Below are 12891 nucleotides of genomic sequence, written 5' to 3' on the forward strand. Positions count from 1 at the left end.
GACCTTTTCGCTATCTTTCCTGATGTCCGCACCTTCGTACTTCTGCCAGGCACACGCATGACTTCCGCACCCCGCACCCTGTACGACAAACTGTGGGACGCCCACGTGGTGGTTCCCGAATCCGACAGCGCGCCCGCCGTGCTGTACATCGACCTGCACCTGATCCACGAGGTGACCTCGCCGCAGGCGTTCACCGAACTGCGCGAGCGCGGCCTGTCGCCGCGCCGCCCGGATCGCACCAAGGCGACGATGGACCACTCCACGCCGACCCTGCCTGTGCGTGCCGACGGCACGCTGCCTTACGCCAGCGCCGCCTCCGAGGCACAGGTGGCCACGCTGGCACGCAACTGCGCAGAGCACGGCATCGAGCTGTTCGACATGGCTTCGGACAACCGCGGCATCGTCCACGTGATCGCGCCCGAGCAGGGCTTCACCCAGCCCGGCATGACCATCGTCTGCGGCGACAGCCACACCTCCACCCATGGTGCGTTCGGTTCGCTGGCGTTCGGCATCGGTACCAGCGAGGTCGGCCACGTGCTGGCCACGCAATGCCTGCTGCAGCGCAAGGCGAAGACCTTCGCGATCACCGTTGATGGGCCGCTGGCACCCGGCGTTGGCGCCAAGGACGTGGTCCTGCACATCATCGGCGTGATCGGCGTCAATGGTGGCACCGGCCACGTGATCGAGTTCCGTGGCAGCACCATCGAAGCGATGGACATGGAACAGCGCATGACCCTGTGCAACATGTCGATCGAGGCCGGTGCACGTGCCGGCATGGTGGCGCCGGACCAGGTCACCTTCGACTTCGTCGCCGCGACCCCGCGCGGCCCCAAGGGCGCCGACTTCGACGCCGCCGTGGCACGCTGGCAGCAGCTGCGCAGCGATGACGGCGCGCATTTCGACAGCGAAGTGCACATCGACGCTGCCGACATCCGCCCGACCCTGACCTGGGGCACCCATCCGGGCACCGCGATCGCAGTGGATGCGCCGATTCCGGCGGCCAACGATGCCGCCGCACAGAAAGGCCTGGACTACATGCATTTCCAGGCCGGCAAGGCGCTGGCAGGAACTCCGGTGGACGTGGTGTTCGTCGGCTCATGCACCAACGGCCGCCTGAGTGACATGCGCGAGGTGGCGCAGGTGCTGCGCGGCCGCCGGGTTGCCGAGCGGGTGCGCATGCTGGTGGTGCCGGGCTCGGAAATCGTCAAGCGCGAGGCCGAGGCTGAAGGCATCCATGAGATCGTGCGCGCGGCCGGTGCTGAGTGGCGCGAGCCGGGCTGCTCGATGTGCATCGCCATGAACGGCGATCTGGTCGCGCCCGGCCAGCTGGCCGTGAGCACCAGCAACCGCAATTTCGAAGGCCGCCAGGGCCCCGGTTCGCGCACGCTGTTGGCCTCGCCAATGAGCGCGGCATGGGCCGCAGTGAACGGGCACGTTGCCGATACCCGCGAACTGTTCGCACAGGAGGTGGCGTGATGAGCGGATTCCGTACCCTGACCTCGGCCAGCGTGGTGCTGCGCCAGACCAACATCGATACCGACCAGATCATTCCCGCACGGTTCCTGTCCACCACCGAGCGCGCCGGCCTCGGCCGCAACGCGTTCAATGACTGGCGCTGGCAGGCCGACGGTTCCCCGGTGGCTGACTTCGCCTTCAACCAGCCACACAACGCCGGCCGCAGCATCCTGCTGGCGGGCCGCAACTTCGGCTGCGGTTCCTCGCGCGAGCATGCACCATGGGCGCTGACCGACCTCGGCCTGCGTGCCATCGTCAGCAGCGAGATCGCCGACATCTTCCGCGGCAACTCGCTGAAGAACGGCCTGCTGCCGATCGTGCTGGACGAGGCCGATGTGCAGGCGCTGATGCAGCGCCCGGACGACGAGCTGACCATCGACGTGGCCGCGCGCGAACTGCGCACGCCCGATGGTCGCGTCTATTCCTTCCCGCTGGATGGCTTCTCGCAGACCTGCCTGCTGGAAGGTGTCGACCAGTTGGGGTATCTGTTGGGCCGTGTCCCTGAAATCGAACGCTACGAGAGTGAGCATGCACGCTGAAATTGTTGTCCTGCCCGGTGATGGCATTGGCCCGGAAGTGGCCGCCGCGGCAGTCGCCGTCCTGAAGGCCGTCGCCGAACGCTTCAACCACACCTTCACCTTCAGCGAGCACGACATCGGTGGCGTCGCCATCGATCGCCATGGCGAGCCATTGCCCGCCTCTACGTTGACCGCCTGCCAGGCCGCCAACGCCGTACTGCTGGGTGCGGTCGGCGGCCCGAAGTGGTCCGACCCGAATGCCAAGGTGCGCCCGGAGCAGGGCCTGCTGGCGATCCGCAAGGCGCTGGGCCTGTATGCCAACCTGCGCCCGGTGCGCACCCATGAAGCCGCGCTGCACGCCTCGCCGATCAAGGCCGAGCTGCTGCAGGGCGTGGACTTCGTGGTCGTGCGCGAGCTGACCGGCGGCATCTACTTCGGCGACAAGGCCCGCGACGCCGACAGCGCCAGCGATCTGTGCCGCTACACCGTAGCCGAGATCGAGCGCGTGCTGCGCAGCGCTTTCCGCCTGGCGCAACAGCGTCGCGGCAAGGTCACCTCGGTGGACAAGGCCAACGTGCTGGAAACCTCGCGCCTGTGGCGTGACGTGGCCGCGCGCATCGGCCGCGAGGAGTTCCCGGACGTGGCGCTGGAACACCAGCTGGTTGATTCGATGGCGATGCACCTGCTGGCCAAGCCGCGCGAGTACGACGTGATCGTCACCGAGAACATGTTCGGCGACATCCTCACCGACGAGGCCTCGATGCTGGCCGGCTCGCTCGGCCTGCTGCCGTCGGCCTCGCTGGGCGAGCCGGGTGCGGTCGGCATCTACGAACCGATCCACGGTTCGGCCCCGGACATTGCCGGCAAGGGCATCGCCAATCCCTACGCAACGATCTTCAGCGCGGCGATGCTGCTGCGCCATTCGCTGGGGCTGGAAGCGGAAGCCGCTGCGGTGGAAGCGGCGGTGCACGCCGTGCTGGATGATGGTGTGTTCACTGCCGACCTGGCCGCCAAGGGCCAGGCGGTGAGTACCGCCGCTGCGACAGATGCGGTGCTGGCGAAGCTCAACTGATCCGATAGCGCCACGCCATGCGTGGCGCCCCTCCCTTTGGACATTGTGCGCAGCCACCCATGGGGTGGCTCTACTGTAGATCCACGCCATGCGTGGATGGTTCGAACCCCGTGCAGTAGATCCACGCCATGCGTGGATGCAGCCATCCGTGCCAACCAAGGTCGGCACCCACCACCGCAGTAGATCCACGCCATGCGTGGATGCAGCCATCCGTACCAGCCAAGGTCGGCACCCACCACCGCAGTAGGGCCACGCCATGCGTGGCTGCTTTACTTGGTGGTATACCCACCATTGACCAGGATCGTCTGCCCAGTCATCCACCAGCCATCGGTGACCAGGAAGCGGATCCACGGCACGATGTCGGCGATGTCGGTCAGGCCAGTGCGGGTGAATGCCGACAGTGCCGCCGCGGTCTTGTGATACGCCTGCGCATCGGCACTCTCGGCCGGATAGAAGAACGGCGTGTCCATCGGGCCAGGCCCGATCGCAGTCACCGAGATGCCGCGTTCGCCGAACTCCTTCGAAGCCGCACGGGTGAAGTGCTCGACCGGCGCCTTGGTACCGGCATAGCTGGAATAGAACGGCGTGAATGCGCCCAGCAACGAGGTGACCAGGGTGCAGATGCGGCCACCGTCGTTGACGTGGCGGCCGGCCTCCTTGAGGAAGAAGAATGCGGCCTTGGCGTTGACCGCGCTCATCTCGTCATACTCCGCTTCGCTGATCTCCAGCAGCGGCTTCTTCAGCACCTTGCCGACGGTATTGATGGCGATGTCGGGACGGCCGACCGCGGCCACGGCATCGGCGAACAAGCGCTCCATCGCTACCGCCGACGTCAGGTCGCCCTGCAGGGCCACCGCCTTGCTGCCGGCCGCCTGCACGGCGGCAACGGTTGCTTCTGCATCGGCCTGGGTGGCGGCGCTGTTGTAGTGGATGACGATGGCCTTGGCGCCCTGGCTGGCGAAGTCGCGGGCCAGCAGGCCGCCCAGGTTCTTGGCACCGCCAGCGATCAGCACGGTCTTGCCCTTGAGGGAATGGTCAGTCATGGCTTGGTCTCGGGGAGGGGCTGCCCGGGATGGCAACCTGCCCTGATGACGATATCGTGCAGAAAATCCGGATAAAGCCCGCTACATTGACTTAACTTTCCAGAGTCAGCGAACAATGGACCGGATCGACCGCTTCCGTATCTTCACCCGGGTGGTGGAGAGCGCCAGCTTCACCCGCGCCGCCGACCAGCTCGGCCTGCCCCGCTCCACGGTATCGGCGGCCATCGCCGAACTGGAGCAGCGGCTCGGCACCCGCCTGCTGCAGCGCTCGACCCGTCGGGTGTCCACCACCCATGATGGGGACGTGTTCCATGCCCGCTGCCTGCGCCTGATCGCCGAGGTTGAAGACGCCGAATCGCTGTTCCGCCAGGATGACGCGCAACCGATTGGCCTGCTGAAGATCGACGTGCCCAGCCGCATCGGCCGACGCATCATCGCCCCTGCCCTGCCGGATTTCTTTGCGCGCTACCCGCAGGTGGAACTGGACCTGGGCATGACCGATCGCGCGGTGAACCTGATCGAAGACGGTTGCGATGCGGTCCTGCGGGTCGGTCAGTTGGGTGACTCCAGCCTGGTGGCGCGCACACTGGGCCAGCTCGACTTCGTCAACGTCGCCGCGCCGGCCTACCTGCGCGAACACGGCGTACCGCAGCATCCTGCCGACCTGCAGCAGCACCGCGCGGTGAACTACGCATCGCCGACCACGGCGCGGGTGGAACCGTGGGAATGGCAGGACGGTGGCCAGCTGCGCACGCTGCCGATGCCTGGCTGGGTACGGGTAAACAGCGCCGAGGCCTCGATCGCGTGCTGCGTGGCGGGGCTGGGGTTACTGCAGATTCCGCGCTACGACGTGCAGGCCGAACTGCAATCCGGTGCGCTGGTGGAAGTGATGCCACAGCACGTGGCGCAACCGCTGCCGGTGACCCTGTTGCAGCCGCATCGGCAGCACCGCGCGCAACGCGTGCGGGTGTTCATCGAATGGCTGCTGCCGGTGCTGCGGAACGGCCTGCAGCTGCAGTAGATCCACGCCATGCGTAGATGCACGCCACGCAGATCAGTAGATCCACGCCATGCGTGGATGACTGAGCCTGGTCCTCCGCAGCCACCCATGGGGTGGCTCTACTGCAGAAACTACCAACCTTGGTGGAAGTGATGCCACAGCACGTGGCGCAACCGCTGCCGGTGACCCTGTTGCAGCCGCATCGGCAGCACCGCGCGCAACGCGTGCGGGTGTTCATCGAATGGCTGCTGCCGGTGCTGCGGAACGGCCTGCAGCTGCAGTAGATCCACGCCATGCGTGGATGCACGCATCAGTGCCAACCAAGGTTGGCACCTACCAGGGCCAAGACCCGCTGCGGTAAATCCGCGCCATGCGCGGATGCGTGCATCAGTGCCAACCAAGGTTGGCACCTACCAGGGCAGTGGCCGCCAACCCGGGGCGTTACGCCCCGGATTCGTCCGGCTTGACCCGGAACCACGCGGCGTACAGCGCCGGCAGGAACACCAGGGTCAGCACGGTGCCCACGATCAGGCCGCCCATGATCGAGATCGCCATCGAGCCATAGAACGCACTGCGCGAGAGCGGAATCATCGCCAGCACCGCCGCCAGCGCGGTCAGCACGATCGGGCGGAAGCGGCGCACCGTGGCATCGATGATCGAATGCCAGCGGTCATGCCCGGCATCGATGTCCTGCTGGATCTGGTCGATCAGGATCACCGAGTTGCGCATGATCATGCCGGCCAGCGCGATCGTGCCCAGCAGCGCCACGAAGCCGAACGGGGCGCGGAACAGCAGCAGGAACAGGGTCGCACCGATGATGCCCAGCGGCGCGGTCACCAGCACCATCGCCGCACGCGAGAAGCTGCGCAGCTGCAGCATCAGCAGCGTGGCCACCACCACCAGGAACAGCGGCATGCCGGCCTTGATCGAGTTCTGGCCACGTGCCGAATCCTCCACGGTACCGCCGGTTTCCAGCAGGTAGCCATTCGGCAGCTCGGCACGGATGCCATCCAGCGTCGGCAGGATCTGATGCACCACGTCCAGTGGCTGCATGCCATCACTGATGTCGGCGCGCACGGTCACCGTCGGCAGACGGTTACGGTGCCAGATGATGCCATCCTCGAAGCCGTACTCCATCGTCGCCACCTGCGACAGCGTGATGCTGCCGCCGTTGGCGGTCGGCATCGACAGGCTGGACAGCAGCTCCAGCTGGTTGCGTTCATCGGCCGGCCCGCGCAGCAGCATCTCGATCTGGCGGTTGCCTTCGCGATACACGCTCACCGACTGCCCGGCCAGCGAGCTGGACAGGAACTGGCTGACCTGGGCACTGCTCACACCCAGCGCGCGCGCACGCTCCTGGTCGATCACCAACCGCACCACCTTGCTCGGCTCGCTCCAGTCCAGGTTGACGTTCATCACGTGCGGGTTCTCACGCACCTTGGCCTCGACCTGTCGTGCGATCGCCTGCACCTTCTCGATGTGCTCGCCGGAAATACGCATCTGCACCGGGTAACCGACCGGCGGACCATTCTCCAGGCGGGTGACGCGCATCTGCACGTCCGGGAACTTCGGGATCACCTCATGCAGCAGCCAGTCACGGGTGCTTTCGCGCGACTTGATGTCCTTGGCCAGCACCACGAACTGGGCGAAGTTGGTGGCCGGCAGCTGCTGGTCCAGCGGCAGGTAGAAGCGCGGCGAACCGGTGCCCACGTAGGACACATAGTTGGCGATGCCCTCGCGGTTGGACAGCAGCTTCTCCAGCTTCTCGGCCTGGGCCTGGGTCGAGCGCAGCGACGCGCCCTCGGCCAGCTCGATGTCCACCATCAGTTCCGGCCGGGTCGAATCCGGGAAGAACTGCTGCGGCACGAAGCGGAACATCATCAGCGAGAACACGAACAGGCCGATGGTCGCGGCGATCACCCACCAGCGATGACGCAGGCAGGCATCCAGGAAGCGGCGGAAGCTGCGGTAGAACGGGCGCTGGTACGGATCATGGTCGTGCCCGTGCTGTGGCGGTGCGATCAGGTTGGCCAGCGCCGGATAGCGGTCGGCCCACTGCTGGCGCTTGGCCAGCCAGCGCGCGGACAGGCTGCCCGGCTTCGGCGGCTGCGGATTGAACAGGTCCGGCAGCATCTTGTCGCCCAGGTACGGGATGAACAGCACTGCGGCAATCCACGACACCACCAGTGCGATGGTCACCACCTGGAACAGCGAGCGGGTGTACTCACCCGTGCTCGATGCGGCCGTGGCGATCGGCAGGAAGCCGGCCGCCGTGATCAGGGTGCCGGTCAGCATCGGGAACGCGGTCGATTCCCAGGCGAAACTGGCCGCACGCAGGCGGTCGTAGCCCTGTTCCATCTTGGTGGCCATCATCTCCACCGCGATGATCGCATCGTCCACCAGCAGGCCCAGCGCCAGCACCAGCGCGCCCAGCGAGATCTTGTGCAGGCCGATGTCGAAGTAGTGCATGACGAAGAAGGTCATCGCCAGCACCAGCGGAATGGTCACGCCCACCACCAGGCCGGTGCGCAGGCCCAGCGAGAAGAAGCTGACCAGCAGCACGATCACCACCGCTTCGGTCAGCACCTGCACGAACTCGCCGACCGACTCCTCCACCGATTGCGGCTGGTCGGACACCTTGCGCAGCTGCATGCCGGCCGGCAGGGTCTTCTGCAGGCGTTCGAACTCGGCATCAAGGTTGGCGCCAAGCTTGAGAATGTCACCGCCGTCCTTCATTGCCACGGCCAGGCCGATCGCCTCCTCGCCCATGAAGCGCATCTTCGGCGACGCCGGGTCGGCGAAGCCGCGCTTGACCTCGGCGATGTCGCCCAGGTGCACGGTGCGGTCGCCAGCGCGGATCGGGAACTGGCGGATGGCGTCGATGTCATTGAACTGGCCGGTCACGCGCAGCTGCACGCGATCGGTGGCGGTCTCGAAGAAGCTGGTACCGGTGACCGCGTTCTGGTCGGCCAGTGCCTGCTGCACCTGCTGCATCGACACGCCCAGCGTGGCCAGGCGGGTGTTGGACAGCTCGATCCACACCTTCTCGTCCTGCAGGCCGACCAGGTCGATCTTGCCGACGTCGGGCACGCGCTGCAGCTCCAGCTGGATGCGGTCGGCGTAATCACGCATCACCGCGTAGTCGAAGCCCTTGCCGGTCAGCGCATAGATGTTGCCGTAGGTGTCGCCGAACTCATCGTTGAAGAACGGGCCGACGATCTCGCGCGGCAGCGTCGGCCGGATGTCGCCCACGCGCTTGCGCACCTGGTACCACAGATCCGGAATCTGCTTGGAGCGCAGGCTGTCGCGCGCCATGAAGATGACCTGCGATTCACCCGGGCGCGAATACGAGCGGATGAACTCGTACTCGCCGGTGTTCATCAGCGCCTTCTCGATCGGCTCGGTCACCTGCCGCGAGACCTGCTCGGCGGTAGCACCCGGCCACAGCGTACGCACCACCATCGCCTTGAAGGTGAACGGTGGATCCTCGGACTGGCCCAGATGCTTGTACGACCACGCGCCGATCAAGGCGAAGGCGAGCATCGCGAACAGCACCAGTGGACGATTGGCCAGCGCCCACTCGGAAAGATTGAAGCGGCGCACCGGCTTACTCCTTGGCCTTGGCGGCAGTGGCCGGCGCGGCCGGCTTCAGCACCGGGCGGTTCTGCCGATCCACGGCAATCACCGGCTGGCCGGCACGCAGCAGATGGCCACCCGCGGCGACCACCCAGTCGCCCGCGCCCACACCGGACAGCACCGGCACCGTTTCGCTGCCGTAAGCCCCGGTGGTGATCGCTGCGGACTTCAGCGTGCTGTTGGCCGGATCGACCACCCAGACGCTGGCGGCCCCATTGGCGCCACGCTGCAGCGCGCCCAACGGCAGCTGCAGGGTGCCGTGGCGGCCGGCGCTGCTGTAGACGCGTGCGCTCTGGCCCAGTTCGACATCGGCCAGCGCATCGGCGGCCAGGCTGACCCGGGTCGCGTAGGTACGTGCCTGCGGATCGGCGGCGGCGGCGATCTCGCGGATCGTGCCCGGCAGGCGCTGGCCAGGACGGTTCCACAGCTCCACCTCGACCGGCTGGCCCACCGCATAGTCGCGGATGGTGGCCTCGGGCAGGTCGATCAGCACTTCGCGCCCGCCATCGGCGGCCAGGTTGAAGATGGTCTGGCCGGCCGACACCACCTGCCCGGCCTCGGCCTCGCGGCTGGCGATCACGCCGTCGGCCGGTGCGCGCAGCTGGGCGTAATCGGCCTGGTTGCGCAGCACATCAAGGTTGGCGCGGGCGGCGTTGGCCTGGCCCTGCGCGGCCTTGAAGGCGGCGGACTGCTGGTCCAGCTGCGAGCGGCTGACCAGTTGCTGGTCGGCCAGCACCTGGTAGCGCTTGAGGTCATCGCGGGCACGTACCAGATCGGCTTCGGCCGCAGCCAGCTGCGCCTGCGAGGCGCGGGCCTGCAGCGCGAAGTCGGCCACGTCCAGCTCGGCCAGCACATCGCCCTTCTTGACCCGCTGCCCGGCATCGACATGGCGCTTGACCAGGTTGCCACCGACGCGGAACGACAGCGGGCTTTCCTGCCGGGCACGCACCGTGCCCGGGAACGCCGCCGGGGCCTGCCCGGCCTGTTCGCCGGGGTGAACCACCAGCACCGGTACGGCCGCCTGTGGCGCCTGTTCCTGTCCCGAACAGGCTGCCAGCGCAGCCACCCACACCATACCGCCCATCCAGCGCACGATCTTCATCGGTCAACGTCCTGAAAACGCAGGGTTGCAACTAAGGGGGGAGCCGCGACTGCCGGCCCAATTTAATAAACCGGCCGGTATAGTATAAATATCGAACCGCTTGGTCTAGTATTGTCGCGATGAGTTCTCCCACTTCCCGCAAGCCGTCGGCCAAGCCCGCTGCCAAGGCCGCCGGACCCGGGCGTCCCAAGGACCTCGGCAAGCGCGCGGCGATCCTTGAAGCAGCCAAGGCACTGTTCATCGAACAGGGCTATACCGGCGTGAGCATGGACACCATCGCCGCTCAGGCCGGCGTCTCGAAGCTGACTGTGTACAGCCACTTCGGCGACAAGGAGACCCTGTTCTCCGAGGCCGTGCAGTCAAAATGCATTGAAATGCTGCCTGATGCGCTGTTCGTGGCCGACGCGGACGGCCCCCTGCGCGACCAGCTGATCGGCATCGGCCTGGCCTTCTTCGAGCTGATCACCTCCGACGCAGCGATCTCGATCCAGCGCATGATGATGGCGCCGGAGACCGACGAACGCCTGCGCGAGCTGTTCTGGCAGGCCGGCCCGGAACGTACCTGCGAGGCCCTGGCCGATTTCCTGCGCGCGCGCGGCGAACGCGGCGAACTGGACATCCCCGACTATTACCTGGCTGGCCAGCAGTTCCTTACCCTGGTCAAGGGCGAAGTGCACATGCATATGATGTGCGGCATGCCACTGTCACCGGTGGAGTGCGACCCTCTTGCCCATGTGACCGCCAGCATCGACTTCTTCCTGCGCGCCTACGCGCCAAGAGGGGCCGGGACGGCCGGATAACCAAAACTGAACGAACCGGAGGTCGCGATGACTTCCGGCACTGCGACCCCGGCCACCCGGCAGCTGATGCTCTGGGCGCGCCGCCGGCCTCCGGCACCGGTAAAATGGCCGGCCCACTGCGCTGGATTTGAACCTCATGACGATTGATTACGCCCACGCCCGCGAACTGATGGTGGAACAGCAGATCCGTCCCTGGGACGTGCTGGACATCAAGGTGCTCGACGTCCTGGCCCGCCTGCCGCGCGAGGCCTTTGTCGCCGATGCACACCGGGCACTGGCCTATGCCGATGTTGAACTCCCGATCGGCCATGGCCAGAAGATGATGAAGCCGGTCATCGAGGGCCGTACCCTGCAGGCACTGGATCTGCAGCCGGGTGACGAAGTGCTGGAAATCGGCACCGGCAGCGGCTTCCTGGCAGCCTGCATCGGCGCGCTGGCGCGCGACGTGCTGAGCCTGGAGATCGACCCGGAACTGGCCGCCGCCGCGCGTGCCCGCCTGGACGCTTCCGGCCTGGGCACCAACGTCCGCGTGGAAGTGGCCGACGCCCTGTCCTGGCAGACCGAACGCCGCTTTGACGTGATCTGTGTCACTGGTGCGGTCGACGTGGTGCCGTCACAGTTCGCCTCGTGGCTGCGTCCGGGTGGTCGCCTGTTCGTGATCCATGGCCGTTCGCCGGCGATGGAGGCCCTGCTGGTCAAGGCCGACGGCAGCACCGAGTCCCTGTTCGAGACCGATATTGATTACCTGCGTGGTGCCGCCCCGGCCCCCCAGTTCCACCTCTGAGTCCAAGGAAGCCGCAATGATCCGCCGATCCCTCGCTGTTGCGCTGGCCACTGCCCTGCTGCCGTTGTCCGCCCATGCCGCCGACCTGCTGCAGGTCTACGAAATGGCGCGCAATGGCGATCCGCAGCTGTCCGCCGCCGAATCCACCCGGCTGTACGACAAGGAAGGCGCCGTGCAGGCCCGCGCTGCCCTGCTGCCGCAGATCAACGGCCAGGCCACGCTGAACCGCTCGCGCAGCGAGGCGGACCATGACGCCAACTCCGGCACCGTGACCAGCAAGCGCCGCAACTACACGATCGAAGGGAGCCAGACGCTGTTCAACTGGACCCAGATCAACAACCTGCGTTCGCAGCGCGAGCTGAGCAAGGCGGCGGACTTCACCCTCGATTCGGCCAACGACAGCCTGATCGTGCGCACCTCGGCGGCCTACTTCAACGTGCTGGTGGCGATCGAATCGCTGAACGCCGCACAGACCAATGAAGCGGCCGCGAAGAAGCAGTTCGACTTCGCCGACAAGCGCCTGGAAGTGGGCCTGGCGCCGATCACCGACGTGCACGAAGCACGCGCCCAGTACGACCAGGCGCGTGCCAACACCATCGTTGCGCAGAACACCCTGGCCGATAACTACCAGGCCCTGACCGAACTGACCGGCCAGCCGGTGGTCAACCTGCGCGGCCTGCCGGCGGACTTCCGCCCGGAAGTGCCGGCCAACCGTGGCAACATCGATGAGCTGGTGCACCAGGCCACCAACCAGAATCCGGCGCTGAAGGCCCAGGAACTGAAGGTCAGCGCCGCCGAGGCTGGCGTGCAGGCCGCTCGTGGCGGCCATTACCCGACCCTGTCGCTGGGCGGCAGCTGGGGCAAGAGCGCAACCTGGGGTGACAGCACCGGTGCCGGCTCGTTGTCGCCGGATGCACGCACCAACAGCATCGGGCTGACCCTGAGCGTGCCGATCTTCGCCGGTGGCGCCACCCAGTCCGGCGTGCGCCAGGCACTGGCCCAGCGTGACATCGCCCAGGATGGCTACGAGCAGCAGAAGCGTGCCCTGGACCGCAACACCCGCAATGCCTACCAGACTCTGGTGCAGGGCATCAGCGAAGTGGAAGCCCGCCGCCTGGCGGTGGTCTCGGCGCAGAGCGCGTATGACGCGTCGCAGGTCGGCCTGGAAGTCGGTACCCGTACCGTGCTGGACGTGATCCAGAACCAGCGCATCCTGTTCTCGGCGCAGCTGGATTATGCACAGGCCCGCTACACCTTCCTGCAGAACCGCTTGCTGCTGAGCCAGTCGCTGGGTGCGCTGGACGTGGCCGAGCTGCAGGACGTGAACCGCCTGCTGACCCAGGACGCGGGCAACCCGTCGACGACCACGCACTGAGTCGTCGCCCTGCCGGCAACGAAGAAGCCACCCGGGAGGGTGGCTT

General features: G+C 66.7%; 10 protein-coding genes and 1 pseudogene. 8 read left to right on the forward strand and 3 right to left on the reverse strand.

Going from position 1 to position 12891, the window contains the following annotated elements:
• Positions 1–57 precede the first annotated feature (57 nt).
• Genes leuC through leuB form a run of 3 tightly spaced genes read left to right on the forward strand, consistent with a single transcriptional unit; the run spans position 58 to position 3105 of the window.
• Positions 58–1476 (forward strand): 3-isopropylmalate dehydratase large subunit, encoded by a 1419-nt coding sequence (gene leuC, locus ACZK13_RS17395; RefSeq protein WP_125895098.1) that lies wholly within the window; start codon positions 58–60, stop codon positions 1474–1476.
• Positions 1476–2054 carry a 3-isopropylmalate dehydratase small subunit gene (gene leuD, locus ACZK13_RS17400; protein ID WP_125895096.1) on the forward strand — a complete coding sequence of 193 codons (579 nt, stop codon included), beginning with the start codon at positions 1476–1478 and terminating at the stop codon, positions 2052–2054. Before leuC ends, leuD begins: the two co-directional genes overlap by 1 nt.
• On the forward strand, positions 2044–3105 hold the full coding sequence (gene leuB, locus ACZK13_RS17405) for a 3-isopropylmalate dehydrogenase (protein ID WP_293795981.1): 1062 nt from the start codon (positions 2044–2046) through the stop codon (positions 3103–3105). Before leuD ends, leuB begins: the two co-directional genes overlap by 11 nt.
• A 269-nt stretch (positions 3106–3374) precedes the next feature.
• Here the strand turns inward: leuB and ACZK13_RS17410 are convergent, their stop codons facing one another.
• Positions 3375–4148 (reverse strand): SDR family oxidoreductase, encoded by a 774-nt coding sequence (locus ACZK13_RS17410; protein ID WP_346486457.1) that lies wholly within the window; start codon positions 4146–4148, stop codon positions 3375–3377.
• 115 nt (positions 4149–4263) lie between these two features.
• Here ACZK13_RS17410 and ACZK13_RS17415 point away from each other — a divergent pair, with 115 nt between their 5' ends.
• The gene (locus ACZK13_RS17415) at positions 4264–5169 is read left to right on the forward strand and encodes a LysR family transcriptional regulator (RefSeq protein ID WP_478481996.1); all 906 of its coding nucleotides are present in this window, start codon (positions 4264–4266) and stop codon (positions 5167–5169) included.
• 119 nt (positions 5170–5288) lie between these two features.
• A pseudogene (locus ACZK13_RS17420) lies at positions 5289–5432 on the forward strand (LysR family transcriptional regulator); the annotation flags it as partial.
• Between the two features lie 157 nt (positions 5433–5589).
• On the opposite strand, the gene ACZK13_RS17425 reads toward ACZK13_RS17420, so the two are convergent.
• Positions 5590–8751, reverse strand: a complete 3162-nt coding sequence (locus tag ACZK13_RS17425) for an efflux RND transporter permease subunit (RefSeq protein ID WP_285301548.1) — start codon at positions 8749–8751, stop codon at positions 5590–5592.
• A 4-nt stretch (positions 8752–8755) separates the two neighbouring features.
• Positions 8756–9886 carry an efflux RND transporter periplasmic adaptor subunit gene (locus ACZK13_RS17430; protein WP_125895090.1) on the reverse strand — a complete coding sequence of 377 codons (1131 nt, stop codon included), beginning with the start codon at positions 9884–9886 and terminating at the stop codon, positions 8756–8758.
• Between the two features lie 119 nt (positions 9887–10005).
• On the opposite strand from ACZK13_RS17430, the gene ACZK13_RS17435 reads away from it, so the two are divergent.
• From ACZK13_RS17435 to ACZK13_RS17445, 3 genes are all read left to right on the forward strand, one after another.
• Positions 10006–10686, forward strand: coding sequence for a TetR/AcrR family transcriptional regulator (locus ACZK13_RS17435; RefSeq protein ID WP_049398377.1), 681 nt, complete (start codon positions 10006–10008; stop codon positions 10684–10686).
• 136 nt (positions 10687–10822) lie between these two features.
• Complete coding sequence (locus tag ACZK13_RS17440; RefSeq protein WP_049398378.1) at positions 10823–11470, forward strand: protein-L-isoaspartate O-methyltransferase family protein; 648 nt, start codon at positions 10823–10825, stop codon at positions 11468–11470.
• A gap of 16 nt (positions 11471–11486) precedes the next feature.
• Complete coding sequence (locus ACZK13_RS17445; protein WP_049460783.1) at positions 11487–12845, forward strand: TolC family outer membrane protein; 1359 nt, start codon at positions 11487–11489, stop codon at positions 12843–12845.
• Positions 12846–12891 lie beyond the last annotated feature (46 nt).

It is taken from the genome of Stenotrophomonas sp. 99219_Sma (assembly GCF_056480785.1).